The 26,354-nt window shown below is 72.3% G+C and carries 24 protein-coding genes; 8 read left to right on the forward strand and 16 right to left on the reverse strand.

From position 1 onward, the window contains the following. The 7 genes from GUY59_RS35140 to GUY59_RS35170 all read right to left on the reverse strand — a co-directional run. The coding region (locus GUY59_RS35140) for a hypothetical protein (protein ID WP_442939052.1) at positions 1-307 on the reverse strand (307 nt) is incomplete at its 3' end. A 62-nt stretch (positions 308-369) separates the two neighbouring features. Next, positions 370-1,602: a uroporphyrinogen-III C-methyltransferase gene (gene cobA / locus GUY59_RS35145; RefSeq protein WP_138200953.1), complete on the reverse strand. Its 1,233-nt coding sequence runs from the start codon at positions 1,600-1,602 to the stop codon at positions 370-372. Between the two features lie 54 nt (positions 1,603-1,656). Further along, positions 1,657-2,706: an agmatinase gene (gene speB / locus GUY59_RS35150; RefSeq protein WP_236667803.1), complete on the reverse strand. Its 1,050-nt coding sequence runs from the start codon at positions 2,704-2,706 to the stop codon at positions 1,657-1,659. A gap of 9 nt (positions 2,707-2,715) precedes the next feature. Beyond that, positions 2,716-3,843, reverse strand: coding sequence for a nicotinate-nucleotide--dimethylbenzimidazole phosphoribosyltransferase (locus GUY59_RS35155; protein ID WP_138200992.1), 1,128 nt, complete (start codon positions 3,841-3,843; stop codon positions 2,716-2,718). 120 nt (positions 3,844-3,963) lie between these two features. Then, the gene (locus GUY59_RS35160; protein ID WP_138200954.1) at positions 3,964-4,815 is read right to left on the reverse strand and encodes a sirohydrochlorin chelatase; all 852 of its coding nucleotides are present in this window, start codon (positions 4,813-4,815) and stop codon (positions 3,964-3,966) included. Positions 4,816-4,885: 70 nt separating this feature from the next. Beyond that, entirely contained in the window at positions 4,886-6,061 is a 1,176-nt protein-coding gene (cbiE, locus tag GUY59_RS35165; protein ID WP_138200993.1) for a precorrin-6y C5,15-methyltransferase (decarboxylating) subunit CbiE, read from the reverse strand. 81 nt (positions 6,062-6,142) lie between these two features. After that, positions 6,143-7,222, reverse strand: coding sequence for a GNAT family N-acetyltransferase (locus GUY59_RS35170; RefSeq protein ID WP_161714853.1), 1,080 nt, complete (start codon positions 7,220-7,222; stop codon positions 6,143-6,145). Between the two features lie 77 nt (positions 7,223-7,299). Between GUY59_RS35170 and GUY59_RS35175 the strand changes: the two genes are divergently transcribed. Next, entirely contained in the window at positions 7,300-7,704 is a 405-nt protein-coding gene (locus GUY59_RS35175) for a DUF2795 domain-containing protein (RefSeq protein WP_138200956.1), read from the forward strand. Position 7,705: 1 nt separating this feature from the next. Continuing rightward, positions 7,706-8,725, forward strand: coding sequence for a baeRF2 domain-containing protein (locus tag GUY59_RS50225; protein WP_138200957.1), 1,020 nt, complete (start codon positions 7,706-7,708; stop codon positions 8,723-8,725). On the opposite strand, the gene GUY59_RS35185 is transcribed toward GUY59_RS50225, so the two are convergent. Genes GUY59_RS35185 through GUY59_RS35195 form a run of 3 tightly spaced genes read right to left on the reverse strand, consistent with a single transcriptional unit; the run spans position 8,715 to position 11,387 of the window. Continuing rightward, on the reverse strand, positions 8,715-9,272 hold the full coding sequence (locus GUY59_RS35185) for a LutC/YkgG family protein (protein ID WP_138200958.1): 558 nt from the start codon (positions 9,270-9,272) through the stop codon (positions 8,715-8,717). The genes GUY59_RS50225 and GUY59_RS35185 overlap by 11 nt on opposite strands. Continuing rightward, positions 9,259-10,659, reverse strand: a complete 1,401-nt coding sequence (locus GUY59_RS35190) for a lactate utilization protein B (protein WP_138200959.1) — start codon at positions 10,657-10,659, stop codon at positions 9,259-9,261. Before GUY59_RS35190 ends, GUY59_RS35185 begins: the two co-directional genes overlap by 14 nt. Further along, positions 10,656-11,387 carry a (Fe-S)-binding protein gene (locus GUY59_RS35195; protein ID WP_138200960.1) on the reverse strand — a complete coding sequence of 244 codons (732 nt, stop codon included), beginning with the start codon at positions 11,385-11,387 and terminating at the stop codon, positions 10,656-10,658. Before GUY59_RS35195 ends, GUY59_RS35190 begins: the two co-directional genes overlap by 4 nt. A gap of 109 nt (positions 11,388-11,496) precedes the next feature. On the opposite strand from GUY59_RS35195, the gene GUY59_RS35200 reads away from it, so the two are divergent. Continuing rightward, a complete protein-coding gene (locus GUY59_RS35200; protein WP_252374936.1) occupies positions 11,497-12,174 on the forward strand; it encodes a FadR/GntR family transcriptional regulator in 678 nt (225 codons plus the stop codon). On the opposite strand, the gene GUY59_RS35205 is transcribed toward GUY59_RS35200, so the two are convergent. After that, positions 12,168-13,595 carry a sulfatase family protein gene (locus GUY59_RS35205; RefSeq protein WP_138200962.1) on the reverse strand — a complete coding sequence of 476 codons (1,428 nt, stop codon included), beginning with the start codon at positions 13,593-13,595 and terminating at the stop codon, positions 12,168-12,170. The two genes, GUY59_RS35200 and GUY59_RS35205, sit on opposite strands and share 7 nt — an antisense overlap. A gap of 81 nt (positions 13,596-13,676) precedes the next feature. On the opposite strand from GUY59_RS35205, the gene GUY59_RS35210 reads away from it, so the two are divergent. Further along, complete coding sequence (locus GUY59_RS35210; RefSeq protein ID WP_138200963.1) at positions 13,677-14,678, forward strand: LLM class F420-dependent oxidoreductase; 1,002 nt, start codon at positions 13,677-13,679, stop codon at positions 14,676-14,678. A 15-nt stretch (positions 14,679-14,693) separates the two neighbouring features. On the opposite strand, the gene GUY59_RS35215 is transcribed toward GUY59_RS35210, so the two are convergent. Continuing rightward, positions 14,694-16,622, reverse strand: coding sequence for an FtsX-like permease family protein (locus GUY59_RS35215; protein WP_138200964.1), 1,929 nt, complete (start codon positions 16,620-16,622; stop codon positions 14,694-14,696). Beyond that, positions 16,619-17,296 (reverse strand): ABC transporter ATP-binding protein, encoded by a 678-nt coding sequence (locus tag GUY59_RS35220; protein WP_132336012.1) that lies wholly within the window; start codon positions 17,294-17,296, stop codon positions 16,619-16,621. The genes GUY59_RS35215 and GUY59_RS35220 overlap by 4 nt, the downstream gene beginning before the upstream one ends. Before the next feature lie 91 nt (positions 17,297-17,387). Here GUY59_RS35220 and GUY59_RS35225 point away from each other — a divergent pair, with 91 nt between their 5' ends. Both GUY59_RS35225 and GUY59_RS35230 read left to right on the forward strand, forming a co-directional pair. Further along, entirely contained in the window at positions 17,388-18,035 is a 648-nt protein-coding gene (locus GUY59_RS35225; protein ID WP_132336014.1) for a response regulator, read from the forward strand. 65 nt (positions 18,036-18,100) lie between these two features. Beyond that, positions 18,101-18,802: a DUF4328 domain-containing protein gene (locus GUY59_RS35230; RefSeq protein WP_252374937.1), complete on the forward strand. Its 702-nt coding sequence runs from the start codon at positions 18,101-18,103 to the stop codon at positions 18,800-18,802. A gap of 63 nt (positions 18,803-18,865) precedes the next feature. Here the strand turns inward: GUY59_RS35230 and GUY59_RS35235 are convergent, their stop codons facing one another. Together GUY59_RS35235 and GUY59_RS35240 are read right to left on the reverse strand one after the other, a co-directional pair. Beyond that, complete coding sequence (locus tag GUY59_RS35235; RefSeq protein ID WP_171055389.1) at positions 18,866-22,495, reverse strand: DNA polymerase III subunit alpha; 3,630 nt, start codon at positions 22,493-22,495, stop codon at positions 18,866-18,868. Next, complete coding sequence (locus GUY59_RS35240) at positions 22,495-22,761, reverse strand: DUF6504 family protein (RefSeq protein ID WP_165974685.1); 267 nt, start codon at positions 22,759-22,761, stop codon at positions 22,495-22,497. The genes GUY59_RS35235 and GUY59_RS35240 overlap by 1 nt, the downstream gene beginning before the upstream one ends. A 285-nt stretch (positions 22,762-23,046) precedes the next feature. Between GUY59_RS35240 and GUY59_RS35245 the strand changes: the two genes are divergently transcribed. Then, complete coding sequence (locus GUY59_RS35245; RefSeq protein ID WP_201761710.1) at positions 23,047-24,672, forward strand: serine/threonine-protein kinase; 1,626 nt, start codon at positions 23,047-23,049, stop codon at positions 24,670-24,672. A 43-nt stretch (positions 24,673-24,715) separates the two neighbouring features. Here the strand turns inward: GUY59_RS35245 and GUY59_RS35250 are convergent, their stop codons facing one another. Next, on the reverse strand, positions 24,716-25,303 hold the full coding sequence (locus GUY59_RS35250) for a TetR/AcrR family transcriptional regulator (RefSeq protein WP_201761711.1): 588 nt from the start codon (positions 25,301-25,303) through the stop codon (positions 24,716-24,718). 118 nt (positions 25,304-25,421) lie between these two features. On the opposite strand from GUY59_RS35250, the gene GUY59_RS35255 reads away from it, so the two are divergent. Next, positions 25,422-26,354 (forward strand): ATP-binding cassette domain-containing protein (locus GUY59_RS35255; RefSeq protein ID WP_330849278.1); only part of this gene is annotated, 933 nt, incomplete at its 3' end.

A 26,354-nucleotide genomic window follows, 5' to 3' on the forward strand; every position in this document is an offset into this window, starting at 1 on the left:
GTGCTGGCGCGGGGGTGCTGCGGGGGCCTGGGCCGCCGAGTGAGGCCGGCTTGACGAAGAGGGAGGGGCGTTCGGCCGCGCCGGTCTCGTCGGCATCCGCAGGCGCGCGCAGGGCCGCCGGCTTCTCGAACAGGGACGGCCGCCCTGGCTCCTCGTCGGCCTGAAGCGCAATGGAAGGATTCTCGGCCGCCGCGGGCTTCTGCGAGGCCGACGGCTCACGTGCGCGCCTGTCCACCGCCTCCGGCTCCTCTCGCGCCCCCTCCGGGGCGCTGTCGTCCCGGACCTCGTCGAGGTCATCGTCAGTCACCGGGCGGAAGCTGGTCGTCTGCTCCCCGGGTGACTCTTGCCGCCCGTCATCCATGGCCGTGTTCACGGCATGCGCTCCGCTCGAACCATCTCGACCTCCTGGCCGACCCTCACGACGTCACCGACGACGACGATCGCGGGCGGGCGGATCCCAGCCGCGGACACGCGGTCGGCCACGGTGGAAAGCGAAGCGGTGACCGCCCGCTGCGTCGGAAGGGTACCGTCCTGCACCACCATTACGGGAGTCTCCGGCGCACGTCCGTCTCGAACGAGTGTCTCGGCCACCTTCGCGAGCCGCTCGACGGCCATCATCAACACCAGAGTGCCCTGGGAACGGGCCATCGCGGGCCAGTCGACGGTGGACCGGGGGTCGTCGGGCGCCACGTGCACGGAGATCACGTGGAACTCCTGGCTGACGCCTCGATGGGTGACCGGCACCCCGGCCGAGGCGGGGACCGCGACGGCGCTCGTGATGCCCGGCACCACCAGCACCGGGATGCCCGCATGGGCGCAGGCGATCATCTCCTCGCCGCCGCGCCCGAACACGAACGGGTCGCCGCCTTTGAGCCGGACCACGAACTTGCCCTGCCTGGCGCGGTCGACCAGCAGCTCGCTGATCGTCTCCTGGGACAGCGCCCTGCCGTAGGGGACCTTGGCCGCGTCGACCAGCTCGACGTCGGGGGCCAACTCGTCGAGCAGGCCACGGGGCGCGAGCCGGTCGGCCACCACCACGTCGGCCTGCGCGAGCAGCTGGCGGCCGCGCACGGTGATCAGGCCGGGGTCGCCGGGCCCGCCGCCGACAAGGGCGACACCGACGGGTTTGGTGCGGTTGCGCCGGGCGTCGACCGTGCCGTCGCGCAACGCACCGACGACGGCGTCCCTGATGCCGGCGGCCCTGCGCGGGTCGCCGCCCGCGGTGACGGCCACGCTGATCTCGTCGACGCGGCCTGTCGCCGGGGTCCAGGCGGCGGAGGCGTCCTTGTCGTCGGCCCGCACGCACCACACGCGCTTGGCCTCGGCCTCGGCGGCGACCGCCGTGTTGACCGCCCTGTCATCCGTGCAGGCCTGCACGAGCCAGGCCCCGTCGCAGTCGCCGACCTCGTAGGGCCGGGCGTGCCAGGCGACCCTGCCCGCGGCGATGAGGTCGTCGAGGGCCGGGGTGACACCCGGCGAGACGACGGTGACCTCCGCGCCGGCGTCCAGCAGCGCGGGGACCCGCCGCTGCGCGACGCGCCCGCCGCCCACCACGAGGACCCGGCGGCCGGAAAGCCGCAGGCCGAGGAGGTAGGGACCCATGGGGGGAATCTCCCGTTCGCGAAGGTTGTGTTAGGACGTAAAACCTACCGGCTGTCACTGCGTCGAAGTGCTGCGCTCGGACTGGCGACCGTCGAGGAGCGGCTGACGGGGATTCCAGCGCGGCCCGCCCTGGTCGTCCTTGCGGCGTCTGGCCATCGCTGACAAGGCCTCAAGGATAACCCGGTTCCCGAGGTAGGCGGTGATGTCCGCGTGATCGTACGGCGGCGCCACCTCCACCACCTCCATCCCCGCCACGGGCAACTCGTAACAGATCCTGCGGACCGCGTCGAGGAGCTGCCTGGCCGTCAGCCCGCCGGGCTCCGGCGTGCCGGTGCCCGGCGCGTGACCGGGGTCGCACACGTCGATGTCGACGGACAGGAAGACCTGGTCACAGCCGTCGAGCGCGATCTGGAACGACTCGGTGAGGCATTCTTCGAGCCCGCGGGCGACGATCTCGGTCATCTCGTACGAACGCATGTCCTGGGCGGCCATCCAGTCCAGCGTCTCGGGCTCCGGCCAGTAGCCGCGCAGCCCGAGCTGCAGGAACCTGTCGCCCCGGATGGCACCCGACTCGATGAGGCGCCGCATCGGCTGGCCGTGGCCGTACAGGTGGCCGAACGAGATGTTCCCCGTGTCGGCGTGCGCGTCGAAATGAATCATCGACGTACGGCCGGGCGCGTACGCCCTGGCGGTCCCCCTGGCGTCGGGCAGCGCGACCGTGTGGTCACCGCCGAGCACCAGCGGTACGCAGCCCGAGGCGGCCACCCGGTGCACCGCCTCCTCGATGGCGTCCAGCGAGCCCTCCACGTCGCCCGAGTAGCACTCGACGTCGCCCGCGTCCAGCACCCGCAGGTCGCGCAGGGCGTCGACGCGCAGCGCCAGGCTCGGCCTGGAACCGTCGTGCGGCAGGTAGCAGGCCTGGCGCAGCGCCATCGGCCCGAACCTGGCGCCGGGGCGGTTGGAGGTGCCCCCGTCGAACGGGGCTCCGACGATGACCACGTCGGCGTCCTCGTAGCTCGCCGGGTCTGCCACGTCGCAGCGGTCGACACCGAGGAACGTGATGTCAGGGCCGTACATGGGGCCGTAGCGGGACAAGCTCACCATCTCCAGGTATCACACGGGCTTCTCGGTCACCCCTGCCGCGTCGAACGTGGCCACGTCGTGCATCACTCGCACGGCCGCGCACACCAGCGGATGCGCGAGCAGCGCGCCGGTTCCCTCACCGAGCCGCAGTTCCAGGTCTACCAGGGGCCGCAGGCCGAGGTGGTCGAGGGTGACGGCGTGGCCCGGCTCGGCGGAGCGGTGACCGGCGACGCAGTGGTCGATGGCCGCGGGGTCGAGCGCGGCCGCCACGAGGGCGCCTGCACCGGCGATCATGCCGTCGAGGATCACCGGTACGCGGGCCGCGGCGCCGTGCAGGATGAAGCCGGCGATGGCGGCGTGCTCGAACCCGCCCACGGCGGCCAGGGCCCGCAGCGCCTCGCTGGGCGAGGAGCCGGCGGACAGCGGCCGCGCCTCACCGGGCGGCGGCACGCTGGAGCCGCGGCCCTCCGCGCCGGCGGCCAGGCCGTTGACCTGCAGCGTCCTGCGTACGGTGGCGACCTTGCGCTCGTAGGTCCTGTCGTCGATGCCGGTGCCCCTGCCGGTCACCTCGGCCGGGTCCTTGCCGGTGAAGACGGAGACGAGGGCGGCCGAGGCGGTGGTGTTGGCGATGCCCATGTCGCCGGCGATCAGGCAGCGCGCGCCCTCCGCGACCAGGCCTCTGGCGACGACGATGCCGACCTCCAGCGCCCTGACGGCCTGGTCGACGGTCATCGCGGGCCCTTGGGACAGGTCCGCCGTGCCGTAGGCGATCTTGTGTTTGACGAGGCCGGGCGCGTCGGGCAGGTCGGCCGCGACCCCGACGTCCACCACCGTCACCGGCACGTCCGCCTGGGCGGCGAAGGCGTTGGCGACCGCGCCGCCGGAGAGAAAGTTGGCGACCATCTGCACCGTGACCTCCTGCGGCCACGGGGAGACACCTCGCGCGTGCACGCCGTGGTCGGCGGCGAAGATGGCCAGCGCCGCCGGCCAGGGGGCGGGCGGCGGGCAGGCGCCCGCCGCGCCGGCGAGCCGGACCGCGACGTCCTCCATCGCGCCGAGCGAGCCGCGGGGCTTGGTGAGGCGATCCTGATGGGCGCGGGCCTCGGCGAGCGCCCGCTGGTCGGCGGGGCGGATCGCGGCGAGCGTCTCTGCGAGCACGGCAACCTCCGGTCGATGGACGAGCTGGAGTGAGCCTCCGGGAGCGGGGACCAGCTGGTGGATCTTGGAGAGCGGGACGAGCGGTGGATCCACGGTCGAGAAGGCCGCGGGGCCGCGGACCTACGGTCGCGGGACGAGCTGGAGTGCTTCCTCGTAGCGGTCGATCACGACATCGGCCAGCGTCTCACAGTCGCCGATCACCTCGGCACAGCGGATGTCGAGATCGGGGTGCCCCGCGCCGTACGCCAGCGCCTGCGCCCACACGCGCTCCAGCAGGCCGCCGGCGAACAGCAGGTAGGGCACCACGATCACCCGCTTGGCCCCCAGGCGGCGGCAGCGCTCGAGACCGCCGGGGACCCCCGGCGGGGTGACGGACACGAACGCGGTCTCGACGGTCATGAAGTCGTAGGCGTGCGTCTCCCAGAACAGCCGCGAGACGCGGTGGATCTCGGCGTTGGCGGCCGCGTCGGTCGAGCCCTCGCCGACCAGGACGACAGCGGTGTCACCCGGCTCGACGTGCGCGTTGTACTCCTCGGGGGGCAGCGAGTCGACGGCCCGCAGCCGCGGCCTGGCGCCGGCCAGTTCGAGCGCGCGGGGCCTGGAGATCTCGGTGGCGGCGTCGTTGAGCCGTTCGGCCAGCAGCGCGAGCACGCGGTGGTCGGGGCCGAGCGGGCGGCCGTAGTCGTACATCAGCGTGGGGTGGCGCTGCTGCTCGCGGGCCATCGCGGCGGGGAAGTCGTCGCTCACCCTGCTGAGGCTCAGCGGCAGCGCCACGAGCCGGTGGTGCCCCCTGGCGACCAGGGAGGCGACGGAGTCGCTCAGCCTCGGCGTGGCCCGCTCCAGGTAGCCGCCCGAGACGTCGGCGCCCGTCTGGTCGAGGCGGCAGCGGAGCCGGTGTACGAACCTGCCGAACTCCGCGGCGTAGGCGTCATCCTGTGAGCCCTGCCCGATCAGCAGGAGCGGCGGCTTCATTGTGAGGAATTCTCCGGTGCGTTAGACAAAGTCACGCGAGGATAACCGATGCACAGCGGTAGGGAACAGGTCACGTTGTGTGCGCGGGTGTCGCGTGGACCACGAAAACCGGTTCCGCGGCGGTCAGGTGGTGGGAGCCGCCGGGGTCGTGCGTCAGCGTGGAGGCCAGGATCTGGGTGCCTGCACCACGGTATCCCTGCTCGCGGAGGCGGTCGAGCACGGCGGGCACCTGCTCAAGCTTCTTGACCGCGCATACGAGCGAGCGCGGGCGGCGGGCGGCGCAGGCGACGATGACGTCGGGCCCGCCGCCGCCCACGTAGACGGTGTCGGGGTCGGGCAGCGGCTCGAGCGCGGGCGGCGCCTGTCCCCTGGTCAGAGCCACTTTGACGCCGTGTTCCAGCACGTTGGCGCGCAGCCGGGCGCACGCCGCCTCGTCGCGTTCGACGGCCATGACGGCCCCGCCGAGCCTCGCGCACTCGACGGCGATCTCGCCGGCGCCCGCGCCGACGTCCCACACCAGGTCGCCGAGGCGCGGGCCGAGCTTGGCCAGGATGTACGCCCTGGCCTCCGCGGGCAGCGCGCCCTCGAACGGCAGCGCCCACTCCGCCGGCCCCGGCCGCGCCCCCGCGACCCAGCTCGGCTCCCTGGGCTGGTGGAGCGGGTCGATGACGAGGAGCACGTCGGGGTCCTTCCACGGCCGGGTCGTGGCCTCGCCCATGCGGCTGTGGGTGATTCGCTCGTCGGGTCCGCCGAGGTTCTCGCACACGAGGAGCGTGCGGGGCGTGGTGGGGGCCAGTTCCCTGGCCACCTCGCCGGGGCCGACGCCGGGTGCCACGAGCAGCGCCACCTTGGGGTGGGCGCGGCAGGCGTTGACGACGCGGCCGAGCTCGCCGGGGCCTGAGGGGGCGACGACGAGCGCGTCGTCCCAGTTGAGCCCCGCACAGGCGAAGGCGCGGGTGACCGGCGACATCGCGGGCAGCACGGTGGGCTTGACGCCGTGGGCGCGCAGGGTGCGTACGGCGCCGAAGAAGCCGGGATCGCCCTCGGCGAGCACGACCACGGGCCCTTCGCCGTGTTCGAGGTGGTCGTCGAGGGTCTCCAGCAGCGAGCCGTCCCCCACGGCCGGGGCGGAGAGCTTGAGCCGCCCGAGAATGGCGTCGGGACCTATGACGAGCCGGGCCTCACGCAGTTTCTCCGCCGCCTTGGGGGAGAGCTCGGATCCGTCCCAGCCGACCACCGTGATCATCACGCCTCACCGTCCCTCATCTCAAGGGTGACGGCTACCGGGTGGTTTCACAAAGGGTGGGAGGGAAAGTCCGGCGTGCCTTCAGGCCAGGTCGGACGGGATGAGGCTGTAGACGACGAGGTCGTCGCCGCCGAGTGAGGCGCGGGCGACGCCCTCGCGGACGAAGCCGGCCTTCTCCGCGACGCGCTGGGAGGCGGTGTTCCGCACGGAGGCGCGCAACTCGAGCCGGTGGAAACCGTGCCGGTCGAACAGCCAGCGCGCGATCGCGAGCACGGCTTCGCCCGCGTACCCCCTGCCGCGTACCCAGGGAGCGGTCATGTAGCCGATCTCGGCGGTCCGGTGAGACCAGTCGACGTCCCTGAGGTCCACGGTGGCGGCGTAGCGGCCGGTGTCGCGATCCACAGCGGTCCAGGCGATGCCCGCTCCCCTGATCCGGGTGCGCTCGCAGAAGTCGACGAACTCCCGCGCGTGCTCTTCGGTGTAGCCGCGCGGTACGCCCGTCCTGGCCTGGGTGACCGGGTCGGCCGCCGTGGCGGCGAGGTCGGGGACGTCGTCGGGTGCGGGCGGCCGCAGCAGCAGCCGTTCCGTGCGCAGTTCCGTCCTGGGCAGGGTGTCGGAGGGAACGCGGCGGTCCTCGCGCAGCAGGCCGAACATGACGAGGTCGTGCGGTCCGTCGTCGTCGAGCACCGCGGCCCGTAGCACGCCTTCCCAGGTGAAGCCCGCTTTCTGGGCCACGCGCAGCGAGGCCAGGTTGCCGATGCCGGCGGTCAGGTCGATCCTGCGCAGCCCGGTGGTCTCGAACGTCCAGGCCACCAGCGCTCGTAGGGCCTCCGTGGCGAAGCCGCGGCCTCGGTAGAGCGGGTGGACGCCGTAGCCGACCTCGGTGGTGCCGGCGCTCCACGAGGTCTTGAACAGGCTGATGGCGCCCACGACGAGGCCGTCGGAGTCGATCATCGCCAGGTGGACGCCCTGCCCCGAGCGGCGCAGCTCGTGCACGCCCCTGGCCAGCCAGGCAGGGACGCCCGCGGCCCGGTCGGGCGCGCCCGGCGGCAGGAACCGGGCGTCGGACTTGACGATGGCACGGATCCGCGCAGCGTCCTGGAGGCCGAACGGCCGCAGCGTCAGCCGTTCCGTGGGGATGCTCACGTCGGGATCGAACACCCTGGGCAGGGTACACACTCGCGATGTTTGCCCACGAAAGCAGGGGTAGGAGCGCAATTGAGAGGAGTGAGAGAACCATGGAACGTGGGAGCGACAAGCACGGTCCCCGGCTCGACGAAGAGCAGAAGCACGAGACCGAGGGCATGGTCCGCGGCGGCGGCACGACGCACGCCGAGGAGTGGAAGGAGCCCGAGGCCATGCCCGCTCCCGGCGAGGAGTCGCAGTCGTACCCGCCAGGACACGAGCCCGGCACCGCGGAGGGCATCACGCAACGGGGTGTCGACGTCCGCAGCGATCTGGCCAAGTGGCTGAGCGACGCGCACTGGCCCGCGTCGAAACAGGACCTGGTCCAGCACGCCGAGCGCATGGAGGCGCCGGACGAGGTCGCCGACATGGTGGACTCCCTCCCGGAGCGCCGCTTCACGAACGTGGCGGAGGTGGCGGAGGCGCTCGGGCTCGGCGTCGAGAAGCGGAGGTGGTGACGTGCGGCTCGACCTGCTCCGCCGGCTGTACGAGCGGCAGGGCCCGTACGCCTCGGTCTACCTGGGCGCGTTCACCATCCCCGAGCGCAAGGCCCAGTGGCGCAGCTTGCGCGACCGGCTGGAGGTGAACGGTGAGAGCCGCAAGGCCACCCTGGACGCGCTGGAGGAGGAGATCCGCCTGGCCACGCCGGGCCGGGCGCTGTTCGCAGCCCACGGGGAGGTGCTGCTGAGCGAGCCGCTCGTGGAGCCGCCGCACCCGCTGGCCCTGTGGTCGCCGCTGCCGTGTGTCACGCCCATGCTCATGCAGCGCGGCGAGAACGTGCCGCACATCCGCGTGATCGTGGACCACGCGGGGGCGGAGGTGACGGTGTTCGGCGCCGGGTCGCCGCGCCGTACCGTCGTGGAGGCGGCCTCGTGGCCGCTGCAGAAGACCTCTCAGGGCGGCTGGTCGCAGAAGCGGTACGAGCGCGCCGTGGACGAGACCTGGGAGAAGAACGCCGTGGCCGTCGCCCAGGAGGTCGACGAGCAGGCACGCCGCATCGGGCCCGAGCTGATCCTGGTGGCGGGCGAGGCCAAGTCGCGTTCCTACCTGCTGCAGCACCTCGGCACCAAGAGTGCCGACAGGGTGCTGATGGTCGAGCACGGCAGCCGCTCCAACCACGGCCAGTTCGAGGAGGACGCGGAGCGGGCGCTGGACGGCTGGCTCGACCGCAAGCGCGCCGAGCTGCTCGAACGTCACCAGGAGACGAACGGGCCCACCGGGATGGCGAGGGTGGCGCACGCCCTGCGCGAGGGCCGGGTGCAGGCCGTGCTCGCGCCCGGCGAGCTGCCGAAGCCCGTCTGGATCGGCGAGGGCGGCACCCAGCTCGCCACCGACCCGGACGAGCTGCGGCGCTGGGGCGTGCCGGAGCCCGTGCCGGAACGTTCGGACTCCGCCCTGGTCAGGGCCACCGCGATGACGGACGCGGAGTTGTGGTTCACCGACGCGGTCACCGACGTGGCGGCCGTGCTCAGGTACTGATGATCACTTCGAGCGTTCTGGGGCCGTGCACGCCTTCGACCCGGTTGAGCTCGATGTCGCTGGTGGCCGACGGGCCGCTGATCCAGGTGAGCGGGCGCGACGGGTCGAGCCTGGCGATGGCCTCGGGCACGCCGGCCACGATCTGGCCGGCCCGCACCACGCACAGGTGGTGGTCGGGGACGAGCGTCTGCGCTCGTGTGCCCTGCCCGGGGCCGTGGTCGAGGACGATCGTGCCGGTCTCGGCGATGGCCACGGCGCAGCCGGTGATCACGCCGTCGGCCGTGCCGAGGTCGGCCCAGCCGCCCGCGCGGTCGAATCCGTCGGGGACGATCATGCGGCGACCGCCGGCGAGCTCGTCGATCCTGCCGGGCACGTCGGCCTCGGGAATCACGTGCACGATCGCGCGGTAGTCGCCGACGCGCTCGGCGAACAGCTCCACCAGGTCGCCGGCCTGCTGGGTCGTGCGGTAGCCGCGGGGGATCTCGACGTCCGGCGCGCCCGCCACCGCCCGGCCGATCCTGGCGAGGATCTCGTCACGTGCGGTCATCCCGGCCTCCTCTCTCCCACCAGTCCCTGAACGACTCCGCCGGGATCTCGGGCAGGTCCCTCGTGTCGGTCCACGCCGACGCCGGCCCCGGCAGCCGTTTCGGCAGCAGCCCGCGCAGGCGGCCGGCCAGGCGCTGGGCCTGGGCGAGCCGTACGTGGTCGTTGAGTATCCAGCCTGCGACCTTCATGCCCGCCCGCTCGGCGGCCGGGTGCGGGGCCTTGGAGCGCAGGTCCACCAGGACCTCCGGGATGTCGATGGCCACCGGGCAGACGTCGTAGCAGGCGCCGCAGAGGCTGGAGGCGAACGGCAGTGAGGCGTCGAGCTCGGACGACATGCCCCTGAGCTGCGGGGTGAGGATCGCGCCGATCGGGCCCGGATAGACCGAGCCGTACGCGTGGCCGCCCGCGCGCTCGTAGACCGGGCACACGTTCAGGCAGGCCGAGCAGCGGATGCAGCGCAGCGCCTGGCGGCCCACCTCGTCGGCGAGCACGTCGGTACGGCCGTTGTCGAGCAGGACCAGGTGGAAGGCCTGGCCCTCGACGGCGCCCGTCCACATGCTCGTGTAGGGATTCATCCGCTCGCCTGTGGAGCTTCTCGGCAGGAGCTGGAGGAACACCTCGAGATCCCGCCATGCGGGGAGGAGCTTCTCGATCCCCACCACGCTGATGAGCGTCTCCGGGAGGGTCAGGCACATGCGGCCGTTGCCCTCCGACTCCAGCACGACCAGGGTGCCGGTCTCGGCCACCATGAAGTTCGCGCCCGAGATGGCGACCTTGCTCCTGAGGAAACGTTCGCGCAGGTGAAGCCGTGCCGCCTCGGCCAGGGCGGATGGGTCGTCGGTGAGGTTCTCCGGGACCTTCGGCATCTTGTCGAGGAAGATTTCGCGGATCTCGGACCGGTTGCGGTGGATCGCGGGGACCAGGATGTGGCTGGGGAAGTCGTCGCCGAGCTGGACGATCAGCTCGGCGAGGTCGGTCTCGTACGCCTCGATGCCGTGCTCGGCCAGGGCCTCGTTGAGCCCGATCTCCTGGGTGGCCATCGACTTGACCTTGACGACCTCGCGCTCGCCCGTGGCCTGGACGAGGCCGGTGACGATGCGGTTGGCCTCGGCTGCGTCCCTGGCCCAGTGGACGGTGCCGCCCGCCCTGGTCACCGCCTCCTCCATCATGACGAGGTAGCGGTCGAGGTTGCGGAGGGTGTGGTCCTTGATGGCCTTGCCGGCCGCGCGGAGGTCCTGCCAGTCGGGCAGCTCGGCGACGACGCCGGCGCGCTTGCCGCGGATGGTGGAGGTGGCTTTGCGGAGGTTGTAGCGGAGCTGGGAGTTCTGTACGGCCTCCGAGGCGTTTTCCGGGAAATTTCCGGGCATGCCGAGGAAAGTCGCGCTCATTGGGCCTCCTCCGTCGATGCGAGGATCTCGGCCAGGTGCATCGTCCTGACCCCGGTCCTCTGGCGGCTCAGGGTTCCGCCGATGTGCATCAGGCACGAGTTGTCCGCCGCGCAGATCACCTCGGCCCCCGTGTCCAGGATGTTGCGGGTCTTGTCGGCGCCCATAGCGGCGGAGACGGCCGGATTCTTGACCGCGAACGTGCCGCCGAAGCCGCAGCACTCCTCCTCGCCGGGCAGCGGCACGAGTTCGAGCCCGCGGACGTTCCGCAGCAGCCGCGCGGGCCGGTCGCCCAGGCGGAGCCCGCGGAGTGAGTGGCACGTCGGGTGATATGTCACCCGGTGCGGGAAGTATGCGCCTACATCGTCTGTCTTGAGGACGTCGACCAGGAACTCCGACAGCTCGTACATCTTCGGCGTGACCTCCGCGATCGCCGCCGCTCCCCTGCTGCCCGGCCCGGCCAGCTTCGGGTACTGCTCGCGGACCATGGCCGCGCACGACCCCGACGGCGACACGACCGCGTCGTACCCGGCGAAGACCTCGGTGAAGTGCCGGGCCAGCCGCACGCCCTCCTGCCTGTAGCCGGTGTTGACGTGCATCTGCCCGCAGCACGTCTGGGCGACGGGGAAGTCCACGTCGCAGCCGAGCCTGCGCAGGAGCGACACGACGGCCTTGCCAGTGCCGGGGAAGAGCGTGTCGTTCACGCACGTGATGAACAGGGCGACTCGCACGACTCTCCTTCCAAGGTATGGTCCGACCACAGTATGGTCAGACCATACCGAACCACAATCTTTCCGGCCACCATGGGAGGTTCCGTTGGGCGACGGCGGCTGGCGTCCCGTGAAACGGACGCGGACGTTCGAAGAGGTGCTCACCCAGATCGAGCGGCGCATCGCGGAGGACGGCCTCACCGCGGGAGACCGGCTGCCTCCCGAGCGCCGGCTGGCCGAGCAGCTCGGCGTCAGCCGCTCGTCCGTACGCGAGGCCATGCGCGTGCTGGAGTCGCTCGGCGTGGTCTCCTCCCAGGTGGGCCGGGGCCCCGACGCGGGCGCGGTGCTGACCTCACGCCCCGAGACGGCGCTGACCGACCTGCTCCGGCTCCACCTCGGCATGGCGGGCCTGGAACTGCGCGAGGTCATCGGCACCCGGCACATGATCGAGCAGTGGGCCGCCTCCCACGCCGCCTCGGCAGGGGCGGACACGTCCGCGCTCGCCGCCGCCCTTTCCGGGATGGACGGGGCGAGCACGGCGGAGGAGTTCGTCGAGCACGACACCGCCTTCCACTGCGCGATCGCGGACGCGTCCGGCAACCGGCTCGTCGCGGCCATCATGCGCTCGCTACGCGACTCGATGCGGAGGTACGCGGTCGAAGCGGTCGAACGCCTCGGCGACACCGCGATCCTGCGCGCCGACCACGTACGCATCCTGCGAGCCGTCGAGGCCGGCGACGCGGACGAGGCCGCCAGGGCCGTCACGGAGCACCTGGCGCACGCGTACCCGTCGTTGTCCGGTCACTGAACCGTGTCCGCCTGCCTGCAGGTGGCACCCGAACAGGCCATCATCGCCTGCAGCCGCCGTTCGAGCCCGGCGAGCAACGCGGGGTCGGCGCTCGCGGCGAGGTTGTCCAGCTGGTACGGGTCCGCGTGCAGGTCGTAGAGCTGCCGCTCCCCCGTGTCGTACCGGACATAGGTGTAGCGATCCGTACGCAACGCTCGATAGCCGGGCACCGGAGTCTGCCGAGCCGACGCCCTGTTGGCCGGCCTGGCGAATTCGACCAGCACGTTCCTGCGCCACTGCGCCGGCGGGTGGCCCCCCAGCAGCGGCACCAGCGAACGGCCCTCCGCGAACGGCGGAAGCGGAGCCCCGCCCAGCGCCGCGAACGTCGCCGGCAGGTCCACGGCGGAGGTCAGCGGGTCGATTCTGGAGCCGGCGGCGACGCCGGGGCCGCGCACGACGAGCGGCACCCTCACCGCCTCCTCGAACGGGGTGGTCTTGCCTCGCCTGAGCCGGTGCGTGCCCAGGTGGAAGCCGTTGTCGGAGGCGAAGAAGATGTAGGTGTCGCCGAGCTTGCCCGACTCGCGCAGGGCCTTCACCAGCGAGCCGACGAGGTCGTCCACGCCGAGCATGGCCCGCAGCCTGGCGCGGAACCGCTCGTCGATGTTCTCGGCGCCGGCCGGGCCGATCCTGGGCAGCTCGCGCACCCACAGCGGCTCTCGGCTGACGTCCTCCTGGTCGAACGACGGGGACCGCGGCGCCATGGCGTCGGGGAACGCGCCGGCGTGCCGGGGTGCGGGGTTGGCCGGGTTGTGCGGCGGGATGGGCGCCAGGTAGAGGAAGAACGGGTCCTTCGACGCGGTCACGAAGTCGCGGGCCTTACGGGACAGCACGTCGGTCAGGTAGTCGCTCTCCGACCAGCCGTAGTCGGCCACGCGGCCGTTCTCGTTGAGCCGGTAGCCGTACTCCTGGTAGAGCTTGCGCACCGGCACGGCCCACTCGTCCCAGCCGGGCGGCACATATGTCTCCTGGGCCGTGACGCCGGGATAGTGGTTGAGATATTTGCCCATGAGGGCGGTGCGGTAGCCGGCCTGCTTCATCCACGTCCCGATGGTGGAACGTTCCAGCCCTTGCGCATGAAAGCGGTCGAACCCGCCTTCCGGCGCGGTGTTGGTCCATACGCGATGGCTGTGGACGTACTGCGAGCGCAGCGTCGACGCCCGCGACGGACAGCACCAGGGGTTGGTCGCGAAATACCGGTCGAACGACGCCCCCTGGTGGACGAGATGCCGGGTGATGTTGGGGAAATGGCCGAGCGTTCCGGTCTCGAGGTCGTCGGCCAGCACGAACACGATGTTCGGCCGGGGGACTCCCTCGGCCACCGCGGTCCCGCCCACCGGCAGGAGGAGCAGCAGGCAGACGAGTCGGGACAGAGCCTTCAGCACACGGCTTCCACTTCCCGCGAGATGTGCATTGACACTGAAGGGGACCGCGGGGGTAATGGAATCTACCTCCGGAGGTGGATCATGAAGCTCGGCCTGAATCTCGGTTACTGGCAGCGCGACGCCGACGACGCAACGGAGTCGGTGCTCGCCGCCGAGCGGCTCGGCTACGACTCGGTGTGGACCGCGGAGGCGTACGGCAGCGACGTCTTTACCCCGCTGGCCTGGTACGGCGCGCGCACCAGCCGCATCAAACTGGGCACCTCCATCGCCCAGATCTCGGCCAGGCCGCCCGTCACGACGGCGATGACGGCGATGACCCTCGACCACCTCACCGGCGGCCGGCTACTGCTGGGCGTGGGCGCGTCCGGCCCGCAGGTCGTGGAGGGCTGGTACGGCAGCCCGTTCGCCAAGCCTCTGGCCAGGACCCGCGAATACGTCGAGATCATGCGCAAGGTGTGGCGCCGCGAGGAGCCGGTCACCAGCGACGGCCCGCACTACCCGCTCCCGCTCGCGGGCGGGCTGGGCAAGCCCCTCAAGCTCATCACCCATCCGCTCCGCCCCGACATCCCCGTCTACCTCGGGGCGGAGGGCCCGAAGAACGTCGCCCTGGCCGCCGAGATCGCCCAGGGCTGGCTTCCGCTGTTCGCGTTCCCCTCCAAGATCGAGGAGATGTACGGCGCGTCACTCGCGGACGCGCCCGCGGGCTTCGACGTGGCGGCCATGGTGATGGTGGTGATCTCCGACGACGTGCGCTCCGCGCTGGACGGCGTGAAGATGATGCTGACCCTCTACATCGGCGGCATGGGGGCGAAGCAGCGCAACTTCCACGCCGACATCATCGGCAGGATGGGCTACGCCGAGGCCGCCGAGCACATCCAGTCGCTCTACCTGGCCGGAAAGAAGGACGAGGCGTTCCGCGCGATCCCGGACGAGCTGGCCGACGGCATCTCGCTCGTCGGCCCGCCCGGCCGGATCAAGGAACGCCTGGAGCTCTGGCACGCCAGCCCCGTCACGAGCCTGCTGGTCATGGGCCCGCGTGACGAGCCCTCGCTGAAGCTGGTGCGCGACCTCGTGCTGGGCTGAGCCCCCGCACGCCGGTCAGTCGGGGCGCGGCGCCGGGTCGGTGGTCACCGACCGCAGCAGCGGCCTGCTCAGCGCGCCTGCCCCCAACACGCCGGCGAAGCCGGCCACGACGCAGGCGAGCAGCGTGACCGCGCCCACCGTGCTGATCCCGCCGAGCATGAACGGCGTCGCGCAGAACACCCCCACCAGGATCGCGCCGCCGCCCATCACGGCCAGCGGGATGAGCGTCTCGGCGCGGCGGGCCTTGTCGAGCACCTCCAGCGGCGTGCCCGCCAGGCGCAGCAGCCCGTACGTCTGCCGCCGGTCCAGGATCGCCGACGCGGCCGTGATGCCCGCGCTGGCGATGGCCACCAGGAACGACACCGACAGCACGACGATCGTGCCCACGCGGACGTCGGCCAGGATCTGCACGCCGAAGCGCTGGTCGTCCGTCTTCGTCGTGGGGGTGCGGCCGGGGACGAGCCCGGCGAGCGCGGTGCGCGCCCGGTCGACGGCGGCGGCGTCGGCGGAGCTGCCCAGAGCGGCGACGACGACCTGGTCCGACGCCTCCACGGTGGCCGTCACCTTCGCCCGCTCCAGCCGCTCGCGCGCCTGCCCGGTCACCTTCGTCATCTGTCCGGCGGGCGCGGTGACCCGGAGCTGGGGCGGCCCGGTCTCGCCCTCGAACGCCCCCGGGCTGAGCAGGCCGAGGAAGCCCGCCACGAATCCGGTCAGCGCCACGCCGCTCACCGTGCGCCAGGCCGAGCGCGGGTCGTCCACCAGCCGCCGGCCCGCCAGCAGCCGGGCCGGTCTCCGCGCGCTCGCGGCCGTGATCCTGCCGATCACCCCCACCACCCAGGGCCCGGCCAGATTGACGCAGAGGAACGCCAGACCGAGCGCCACGGCGATGATCGTGACGCTGGAGCCCCTGGTCAGCATCGGGAACACGGCCAGCACCGCCAGCAGGGCGAGCACCCGTACGAACCGCATGGCGGGCGGGGTCTCCCGCTTGGCCACGCCGAGCGGGCTCACCACGACGCGCCGCAGCCCGATCACCGCGGACAGACCCACCAGCAGCGGCACCGCCACCAGCACCGCGGCCAGGACCAGCGGACCGGGGAACAGGTCGGCGGCGAACCAGGGGCCGCCCTGCATCTCGATGCCCGCCAGCAGCGGCACGGCCACGGCGAACGCGACCGTCCCCACGAGCGCGCCGGCCAGCGCCACGATCATCGCCTCGGCCACGGTCATGGCGACGACCTGGCCCGGCGTCGCGCCGACCAGCCGCAGCGCGGCCAGCCGCTGGTCGCGCCTGGCCACCGTGAGCCTGGCCGCGGCGCCGCCGAACACCAGCAGCGGCACCACCATGAGCACGCTCGCGATGAGCGCCAGCACCCGGTACGCCTGCGAGTCCTCGCTCGGCGCGCCCGCCAGATCGGCCACCTTGGTGGGCGGCTTGGAGATGACCCAGTCGTCGCTGCGCTTCGCGGTCAGCGCGGGCGCGCCGGGTTCGTGGCCGACGACGGCGACGAGTTCGTCCGAATGGATCAGCGCCTCGTCGCCGAGCACCCCCGCGGGATCGGGGTAGCGGTCGGCGAGCTCGGCCGCGGGCAGCCGCGCGGCCAGCTCGGCCAGCGCGGGCGAGAGCCACACCTCGCCGGGGGCGGGGAACCGCGGCATGCCGGGCGGGGCGGGCGCCCGGCCGAGCGCGGCCAGGTCGACGACGGTGATCGCCTGGTCGCGTACGTAGTCGTAGCGGGCCGCCTGGACGGCTACCGCGCCGGACGCCGCGGGCACCGGGTTGCGCCAGGCGCCGCGCTCGCCCCTGGCCTCGAAGGCGAAGTTCGCGGCCACGGCGAACAGCAGCAGCGCCGTGGACACGGCGACGGCGGCCAGGGTGAGCCAGGTGCCGAGCATCCCCTTGCCGCCGCCCTTCAGCAGCCGCCAGGTCAGTGCGAGGTTCACGCGCGCACCCCGCTCGGCACGATCAGGCCGTCGCGGACCTCGGCCGCGCGGTCGCACCACGCGGCCACCTCCGGGTCGTGGGTGACGACGATCAGGGACGCGTCGTTGTGCTTGGTCGCCTCCGCGAGCAGCCGCATCGTGTCGTGCCCTGTCCGCTGGTCGAGCGCCCCCGTGGGTTCGTCCGCGAACACCACGGCCGGGCGGCTCACCAGCGCCCTGGCGATGGCCACCCGCTGCGCCTGGCCGCCGGACAGCTCGCCGGGCCGCCTGCCCTCCATGGACTGCAGGCCGAGCGGCGCGAACCACTCGCGCGCCCGGCGCACGGCCTGCGCTCGCGGCACCCCGTCCAGCATGAGGGGGAGCGCCACGTTCTCCTCCGCCGGGAGCTCGGGCAGGAGCTGGCCGAACTGGAAGACGAAGCCGAAGCGGGTGCGGCGCAGCGCGCTGCGCCTGCGCTCGGACATGGTGTCGATGCGCCGGCCGAGCAGGTGCACCTCGCCCGCGTCCGGCTTCATGATCCCGGCCAGGCAGTGCAGCAGCGTCGACTTGCCCGAGCCGCTCGGGCCCATGATCGCCACGGCTTCGCCGGCGCGCACCGCGATGTCCACTCCGCCCAGGGCGACCGTCTGCCCGAACCTCTTGGCCAGGCCTCGTCCAACAAGCACGTCGTTCATGACGTCCAGCCTCGGGGCGGCCGGGGGTGCGGCGGATCGGCCGGGCGGCCAGAACCGCATCGGCCGAACGGCCGATCTCTAAAGTTGGGGCGTGACTATTCGGGTTCTCGTCGCCGACGATCAGCAACTGGTACGCACCGGCTTCCAGATGATTCTGGACGCGCAGCCGGACATTGAGGTCGTGGCCGCGGTGGCCGACGGCGCCGAGGCCGTGGCGCAGGCCCGCCGGCTCAGGCCCGACGTGTGCCTGCTCGACATCAGGATGCCCAAGCTCGACGGCCTGGAGGTGACCCGGGTCCTGGCGGGGCCGGGGGTCGAGAACCCGTTCCGGGTCGTCATCGTCACCACCTTCGACCTGGACGAGTACGTCTATGGAGCCCTGCGCTCAGGCGCGACGGGGTTCCTGCTCAAGGACAGCGGGCCCACGCTGCTGATCGAGGCCGTCAGGGCCGCGGCGGCGGGCGACGCGCTGGTGTCGCCGTCGGTGACCGTACGGCTGCTCCAGCACGTGGCCCAGCCCCGGCGTGCCCCGGCTCCGGTGAACGATCCGCTGACCGATCGCGAGCTGGACGTCGTACGCCTGATCGCCAGGGGCCGCACCAATCAGGAGGTGGCCGCGGAGTTGTTCGTGTCGCTGTCGACGGTCAAGACGCACCTCGGCAGCATCTTCGCCAAGCTGGGAGTCAGGAACCGGGTGGAGATCGCGGCGTGGGCGTGGGAATCCGGCGTGGTGAGCTGATTAACAGGAGGGCTCACGGGATACAAGTGAGTCAGAACCTCAGCGCATGGCCATGGGAGAACAACGTGCGCCACACCCAGGCATCGCCCGCGAGAGCCGCCCTCGCCGTACACGTGACTCTGGTCGCCCAGGTCCTTTCCATCGGCGCTCTCATGATCTTCGAGCAGGCGCGGGGCCGCGACCTCGCCGTGCAGCTCGCCGCGTTCGGCGGCCGGCCCACAGGGGCCGACGCGGAGGCCGTTGTCGGGGCGGTGACGGTGTTCGCGGTGCTGATGATGCTGGTGGCGGGCACCTCCGTCGCGGTCGCCGCCACCTACGTGACCTGGCTCGTGCGGGCCAGGCAGGCCAACGACCGCTCGGCCGCGACCGGCCCCGTGGCGGCCGCCTGGCTGATCCCGGGCGTCAACCTGATCGCCCCGGCCGTGCTGGTCGACGAGGTGTGGCGCGGCGCCCGGCCGCCCGCGGGCCGCCGCGGCCGGTGGCTGGCGCTGCTGACCGGCTGGTGGGTGAGCTGGCTGGCCATGCTGACGCTGGTCACCGTGCGACTGCCGCTCGGCTCGTCGGAGCTCGACCTGACGGGGGTGGGCCTGCTGGAGCTGACCTGCTCGGCGCTGGCGGCCCTGCTGTGCGCGGCCACCGTACGCGAGCTGACCCGGCTCCAGCGGGGCTCCCGGGCACCCCGGCAGGCGGAGCTCGGCACCGTACGCGCCTTCGCCCCCGAGCCGCGCCCGGCCCCGGGCTCCACCCCGATCGGACGCGCCGGCTAGGTCACCGCACCTGCGCGTGGTTCCCGTGAGGAAGGGACGCGTTCCCGCGGTGCGCTCAGTGGTTCAGGCGGCGGTGGGGCCTGAGCTGCCCGGGCTGGCGTGCCAGAGCCGCCTGGGCGGTTCGGTGACGGCGGGGCCGATATCGGAGTAGGGCGAGAGCCTGAACCCGTTGGGATATTCGATGGCGCGGCCTCCGACCCCCGCGAGGTCCTCCTGAGTCTGGGTGATGGCGGCGCGGACCGCCTCGATGCCCTGGGAGCGCCGGAGCGCGTCGAGATCCACCAGGTTCCAGCAGTCGAGCGCGCGCACCGACACCGCCCGCGTGCCCGTGCGCCTGACCACTCCCCTGGCCAGCATGAGCCACGAGCCGAACACGATCGAGGCGCACCGCCCCTGCACCGACTCGAAGAACGTCAGGTCGACCGGCCCCGTAGAGTCGTCGAGCGTGGCGAAGATGACCCGCCGGCCCGAGCGCACGGCGGGTGTCTGGGTCGCCACCTTGACGCCCGCGACCAGCACCTCCGTGCCGTTGCGCCGGCCGAGGAGGTCTCTGGAACGTACCACTCCGAGCGCGTCGAGCAGTTCGTCGTGGAAGCTGATGACGTGCCGGCTGACGTCGATGCCGAGGATCTCCAGCTCGGCCTCGACCATCTCCGTCTCCGTCATCTCGGGCAGCTCGCCCGGCGGGAGGTGCTCGCCGAAGCCGAGCGGGAGCTGCACGGACGGATGTTCCTCCCGGGAGGGCGGGGGCGCGTAGCGCCTGGACCTGCGCGGGCCGGCCCGCACCCCGGTCCCCGAAGCCCGGTCGAGCGCTCCGACCTGGGCGATCAGGTCGCGGCGGGTCAGCTCGCCAGGACGCCAGCGGGGCCCGCCCGGGTGCAGGTCGTGGAGCACGTCCAGGCCGCCGACCTGGACGATCCGCTCGATCGTGGGCCGGGAGGGCCGGGCGCGGTCCCAGAAGTCGGCCAGCGAGGTGTACGGCTGCCCGGCGACCATGCGCTCGACCTCCGCCTCGCTCACCCCCTTGACCGCCGAGAACGGCACCCGCAACGCGTACCCCTTGCCGATCTCCTCCTGGCGGAAGCCGCGCCGCCCGGCAGGGCCGTCGCCCAGCTCGGACGGGCGCACGCGCACCCGCACGCGCGGCCCGAGCCGCTCGACCTGCCAGTCCTTGCCCGACTTGTTGACGTCGAGCTGAAGAATCTTGATGCCGCACTGCCTGGCCTCGTCGATGATGACGCGCGGTGGGTACATGCCGGGCTCGTGCGTGAGCACGCCGGCGAAGAACGCCGCCGTGTGGTGCCGCTTCAGCCAGGCCGACTGATAGGTGGGCAGCGCGAACGCCGCCGCGTGCGCCTTGCAGAACCCGAACGCCCCGAACGCGTCCAGCACCTTCCAGGCGCGTTCGACGGCCGCGTCGCCGAAACCGTTGGCCCTGGCCATGGGCACGAACGTCCTGCGTACCCGCTCGCGCCCCTCCGGGGTGTCCAGGGTGCGCCGCAGCAGCTCGGCGAACGACAGGTCGCGCCCGGTCATCACCGAGATGATCCTGAGCACCTGCTCGTGGAACACTACGACGCCGTGCGTCTCCTTCAGCGCCTCCCTCAGGCTCTCGTGGGGGTAGTACGGCTTGCGCCACCCGTGCCTGGCCTCCAGGTAGGGGGTGACCATGTCGGAGTTGACCGGACCAGGGCGGAACAGCGAGATGTCCACGATCAGGTCGTGCATCCTGCGCGGCTCCAGCTTGGCGACCAGCTCGCGCTGGCCGGGCGACTCGATCTGGAAGCAGCCGAGGGTGCGGCCGGCGCTGATCATGTCGTAGGTGTCCTGGTCGTCGTGGGGGACGTACTGGGTCTCCGGGTCGTCCCCCTGCTGGGTGTCCAGCTCGACCACGACGTCGTCGACCCGCTTGATCTCGCCCAGCGCGTACGCCAGCGCCGACTGCATCCGCACGCCCAGCACGTCGAGCTTGAGCAGTCCGGCCTCCTCGACGTCCTCTTTGTCGAACTGCGACATCGGGAACTCCAGCAGGCTGCGCTCCACCGGCGTCCTGTCGCGCAGCCCCGCGTTGCCGACGAGCACGCCGCACGGGTGCAGCGCGATGTGCCTGGGCAGGCCGTCGAGCTTCTCCGCCAGCCGGAACACCCGCTCCAGCCCCGCGTCGCCGAGCCGGCTCTCGCGCAGCTCGGGCAGGTCGTTCAGCGACGCGGTGATCTGCCTGGCCCTGATGTGCGGGAACGCCTTGGCGATGGCGTCGATCTCGTGCGGCGGCAGGCCCATCGCGCCGGCGACGTCGCGGATGGCGCTGCGCGCCCGGTAGGTCTCCATCATGGACACGCAGGCCACGCGCGCCTCGCCGTAGCGCTCGAAGATGGCCTTGTAGCAGTCGAGGCGGCGGGCCGATTCGACGTCGATGTCGATGTCGGGCAGCCCGATGCGGCCCTCCGACAGGAAACGTTCCATGAGCAGGCCGTGATCGAGCGGGTTGACCTCGCCGATGCCGATGAGGTAGTTGACCAGGCTGCCCGCTCCGGAGCCGCGGATGGCGCAGCGGACGCCCATGCCGCGGATCATGTCGGTGATGCCGGCCACGGCGATGAAATATCCGGACAGCCGCTTCTTCTCGATGATGGCCAGCTCGTCCTGGAGGCGCAGCCTGGCGTCGGCCGAACGGTCGAGGCCGCGCGCGAGCAGGCCGTCCTCGAGCCGGTGACGCAGCAGCGGCACCGGGTCACGGCCGATCTCGGGCAGGTGCAGGTCGGGCGGGTCGTTCCGGAGCGCGAGCAGCCTGCGGGGGTCGATCGCGCACGCCTCGGCCAGCCGCCTGGTGGTGAACAGCAGCTTCGCCACCCGCTCCTGGTCGGCGCCGCAGACCTTGGCCGCGACCTGCCTCATCTCCTTGCCGCTCTTGAGGTAGGCGTGCGAGGTGGTGCGGTCGAGGTGGCGAGGGTGCAGCGGGACGAGCTGGCGGGCCGCGTCGAGCACGTCGCCGACCTGGTGGTCGGCCGGGTCGAGATAGCGGGTGGCGTTGGTCAGCACGGCCGGCACGCCCATGGACTCGGCCAGCGCGAGCATGCGCACGGCCGTGATGGCGTCACGGAAGCCGTACTGGTCGACCAGCTCGATCACCACGCCGGGCACCGCGGCCCGCCACAGGCCGAGCAGCGTCCTGGCCTGCTCGTCGCGGCGTTCCGCCACCGCGCGGCCCACGTCGGACCTCGGGCCGAGCAGCACCACGAGCCCGTCGTCGGCGCCGAACCCGTGCTCGCCGCCGGGCCCGCCCGCCCACTCGCCGGCCAGCTCGCGGGTCAGCCTGGGCTCGCCCCGCTCACCGGCGTGATGGGCGGCCGTGACCAGGCGGCACAGGCGGGACCAGCCGCCCCTGCGGGCCAGCACCGTGACGCGGTCCTCCGCGCCGGGGCCGGTCCGGGGGCGGCGGGGCGGCGGCAGCCCTGGCAGCAGGCTGGGCGCGGGGACGTCGAGCGCGAGGTTCACGCCGAGCACCGGCGCGATGCCGGCCTCCGCGCACGCCTGGACGTGTTTGATCGCGCCGTAGAGCCCGTCGCGGTCGGTCAGCGCCAGGATGTCCATGCCGTGCTCGGCCGCCCGGCTCACCAGCGCGCGCGGGAAGGCGGTGCCGTAGCGCATGGAGTAGGCCGAGCACACGTTGAGGTGTGGGAACGGGGGCGCCATCAGTCCCACGCCCTCAGCAGCAGCCAGCCGTTGCCCGCGGTGTCGTAGCGCAGCTCGTAGGAGCCCACCTCGCGGCCGGGGCCCGCCTCGACCCGCCAGAACCGGCGCTCGCCCGGATCGCCCTCGCTCGTCTTCCACCATTCGCGCGCGACCACCCAGTGGTCGAGGATCCGGCGCACGAGATAGAGGCGGTCGCGCCAGACGAACTGGGTCGGCTCGCCGTCTCTGGTCCACACCTCTATCGGATCGCCATAGAGTCTGCTCAAGACGCTTCTCCCCGCCGGCTCTGGTCTGCATGTGGAGCCGCCCGGGGGAAGGCGGGCGCTTACCTATCGAACATATGTTCTCAGCGTCCGGAACGCAAGTCGTTCACCTCTGCCCCCGAGGCTGCCCTTCTTCCCCCGTACGGGGGGAAGCATGCCGCAGCGTCTGTCGCCGATCGGCCCCCACCCGTGGGGGCCGGGCGGCCGCGGCGGCGGCGTACGCGCGGCTCACGCGGGTTCCGTACGGGTCTGCGCCGAGTGGGGCCGATATCGGTAAGCTAGCGCGGCGTGAGCGGTGAACCATCCCAGATCGGGCGCTACCGGCTGCTGAGCGTGCTGGGCCGAGGCGGGATGGGCACGGTCCACCTAGCCGAGGATCCCTCCGGGCAGCGGGTCGCCGTCAAAGTGATCAACCCGGAACTCACCCAGCACGAGCAGTTCCGCATGCGGTTCCGGCGGGAGGCCGACGCGGCCCAGCGGGTGCGCAGGTTCTGCACCGCCGCGGTGATCGAGGCCGCGCTCGACGACGACCAGCTCTACGTGGTCACCGAATACGTGCCGGGCCCCAACCTCGAGGAGGCCGTACACCGCTCGGGGCCCCTGCGCGGGTCCAGCCTCGACGCGCTGGCCGTCAACGTCGCCACCGCGCTCATCGCCATCCACGGCGCCGGGGTCGTGCACAGAGACCTCAAGCCGTCCAACGTGCTGCTGTCGCCCGTCGGCCCGCGGGTGATCGACTTCGGCATCGCGCGGGCGCTCGACACGCTCGGCGGCGTCACGGGGACCGGCGAACTGGTCGGCACGCCCCGCTACATGGCTCCCGAGGTGCTGCGGGGCGAACCGGTGTCCCCGGCCTGCGACGTGTTCTCGTGGGCCTGCCTGGTGGCGTACGCGGCCAGCGGGCGGGCGCCCTTCGGCGGCGAAACGCTGCCGGCGATCGTCTACCAGGTGCTCAACACCGAGCCCGACCTCAACGCCGTAGAACCCGGCCTGCGCGAGCTGGTCGGAGCCGCGCTGCGCAAGGATCCGGCGGCCAGGCCGACCGCGCAGCAGCTGCTCGACCACCTCGTCGGGCGGTCGGCCGCTCCCGAGCAGGCGGCGCAGACCGTACAGGTGACCTGGCAGCAGGCCGCCACCGCCCACACCGACGTGCGACCGGGCGCGGCGAAAGGGCGCGGGAAGCTGATCGCGGGGATCGCGGCGGCCACGGCGCTGGTCGTGGCCGGCGGAGTGACCGCGTGGACGCTGCTCGGCCCCGACGGGCCGCCCGACGACCTGCGCGTCCTCTACCGCGAGGACTTCACGCAGACCACCGGCGGCTGGAACGGCACCTACGACCCGGACCAGAGCTCCAGCTACGGATACCGCACGGACGGCACCTACGGGCTGGACGTGGAGGAGTACAACGAGGAGCGCTGGGCGGAGGCGCCCATCCCCTTCCTCGTCGCCGAGCCCACGAGCACGCCCGACCCGTCGGCCACGCCCACGCCGATGTTGCCGTCGTCCGTCGTGGTCGCCGTCACCTCCGAGGTCAAGAAGGCGGTGGGCGCCGGTGAATACGGCGTCTACTGCCACAACCCCGAGGACGACACCTACTACGAGTTCGGGATCGACACGAAGGGGCAGGCCAGGATCCGGCGCATCTTCGACGGCGCCGGCGGCACGCTGGCGCAGCCGGTGCAGGTCGACGGGCTGCCCGGCAAGCCCGCCCGCATCGTGGCGTCGTGCGAGCAGCGGGGGACGGCGGTGCGGCTGACGATGTGGGTGAACGAGCAGCGGGTGCACCAGGTGGACGACCCCAACGGGATCGGCAACGGCCATGTGGGGTTGTTCGCGCGTACGCCGAAGGACGGCACGTCACTGCTGAAGACGACGTTCGACGACTTCGAGCTGCGCGCCCAGAAGGAGCCCTGAGCGCGCGCCTCGAACCGGCGGACGGACTCCGCCCATGGCCTCGCTAGAGGACGCCGGCGCGGGCGGCGGCGAGCGCGGCGTCGGCGGCGCGGTCGGCGTCCTGCTCGCTCACCGGCTCGTGCGCGACGAACAGCCGGTAGTAGACGGGGGCGACCGCGACCCTGATCACCTCGTGGACGTCGACGTGGCCCGGCAGCTCGCCCCGCGTGACCGCCCGCCTGACCACCTCGGCCGACTGCTCGTGCCGCGCCGCGAAGAACGCGTGCAGCGCACGCGCCGCGTCGGGGCTCTGCATGGCGGCCGCCACGAACGCCGACGAGACCGGCCCCAGCTCGGGATCGTCGAACCCGCTGCGCACCAGCTGGACGATGCCCCGCAGGTCACCCTCGATCGAGCCGGTGTCGGGGATCGGCCACGGCTCGTCGGTGGCCAGGTCGAGAGCGTCGGAGATGAGCCCCGTGACGTTGCCCCACCTGCGGTAGACCGTCGTCTTGTGCACCCCTGAACGCTCGGCGACGTTCTCCACCGTCAAGCCCGCGTAGCCGTGCTCGCCCAGCTCGGCGAGCGTCGCCCGGCGTACGGCGTCGCGCACGCGCGCGCTCCGCCCGCCCGGCCGCTTGTTCGACTGCAAAATCTACTCCAGTTGCATTAATCTCCCTCGCATGACACACTAAAGCTACATCAGTTGCGATTGGAGTGCCATCCTGATCAGCCTTCGCAAGGTTTCCAAGTCCTACGGCGATCGCGCCGTGCTCGTCGACGCGTCCATGTCCGTGGGCCCCGGCGAGCGGGCGGGCGTCGTCGGCGACAACGGCTCGGGCAAGTCCACGCTGCTGCGGCTGCTGGCCGGGGCCGAGACGCCCGACGACGGCGAGATCACCGTGTCGCACGACGCCGGCTACCTCGGCCAGACGCTCGGCCAGACGCTCGGTCAGGAGCTCGGCCGGGAGCCGCTCCAGACGGTCCAGGAGGCGATCGACGCCGCCCTGGCCGGCCTGCGCGCCATGGAACGCCGGATGCGCGAGCTGGAGTCGTCGCTCACCGACGACGTCATGGACGAATACGGCGAGCTGCTCACGGCGTACGAAGCGCGCGACGGCTGGCACGCGGACACGCGCGTGGACAGGGCGTTCCACGGCCTCGGCCTCGCCCACGTGGGCCGCGACCGCGTGTTGTCGAGCCTGTCGGGCGGCGAGCAGGCGCGGCTCGGCCTGGCCTGCGTGCTGGCCGCCTCGCCCCAGGTGCTGCTGCTCGACGAGCCGACCAACCACCTCGACGCATCGGCGCTCGCCTGGCTCGAAGACCGCCTGCGCGAGCACCGGGGCACGGTGGTCGCCGTGTCCCACGACCGGATCTTCCTCGACCGGGTGGCCACGGCGGTGTTCGAGGTCGAGCGGGGCGCCGTCACCCGGTTCGGCGGCGGCTACACCGGTTTCCTCGCCGCCAAGGCGGCGGCCAGGGCCCGCTGGGAGCAGTCGTACGCGGCCTGGCGCGAGGAGGTGCGCCAGGTGCGCGAGCACGCGGCCACCACGGCGCACCGGGTGGCCGCGGGGCGGGTGATGCGCGACAACAACAAGATGGCCTACGACCGGAACGCGGGGCGGGTGCAGAGCTCGATCGCGAGCCGGGTCCGCAACGCCCACGAGCGGCTGCGCCGGCTGGAGGCCGACCCGGTCCCCCGC

Source organism: Nonomuraea sp. K271 (assembly GCF_009908215.1).
Classification (GTDB): domain Bacteria; phylum Actinomycetota; class Actinomycetes; order Streptosporangiales; family Streptosporangiaceae; genus Nonomuraea; species Nonomuraea longispora.

Bases quoted from the DNA above. Each gene is read 5' to 3' on its own strand.
- cobA (WP_138200953.1), bottom strand. From the start codon at position 1,602: ATGGGTCCCTACCTCCTCGGCCTGCGGCTTTCCGGCCGCCGGGTCCTC.
- speB (WP_236667803.1), bottom strand. From the start codon at position 2,706: ATGGTGAGCTTGTCCCGCTACGGCCCCATGTACGGCCCTGACATCACG.
- GUY59_RS35160 (WP_138200954.1), bottom strand. From the start codon at position 4,815: ATGAAGCCGCCGCTCCTGCTGATCGGGCAGGGCTCACAGGATGACGCC.
- cbiE (WP_138200993.1), bottom strand. From the start codon at position 6,061: ATGATCACGGTGGTCGGCTGGGACGGATCCGAGCTCTCCCCCAAGGCG.
- GUY59_RS35175 (WP_138200956.1), top strand. From the start codon at position 7,300: ATGGAACGTGGGAGCGACAAGCACGGTCCCCGGCTCGACGAAGAGCAG.
- GUY59_RS35185 (WP_138200958.1), bottom strand. From the start codon at position 9,272: ATGACCGCACGTGACGAGATCCTCGCCAGGATCGGCCGGGCGGTGGCG.
- GUY59_RS35190 (WP_138200959.1), bottom strand. From the start codon at position 10,659: ATGAGCGCGACTTTCCTCGGCATGCCCGGAAATTTCCCGGAAAACGCC.
- GUY59_RS35210 (WP_138200963.1), top strand. From the start codon at position 13,677: ATGAAGCTCGGCCTGAATCTCGGTTACTGGCAGCGCGACGCCGACGAC.
- GUY59_RS35220 (WP_132336012.1), bottom strand. From the start codon at position 17,296: ATGAACGACGTGCTTGTTGGACGAGGCCTGGCCAAGAGGTTCGGGCAG.
- GUY59_RS35235 (WP_171055389.1), bottom strand. From the start codon at position 22,495: ATGGCGCCCCCGTTCCCACACCTCAACGTGTGCTCGGCCTACTCCATG.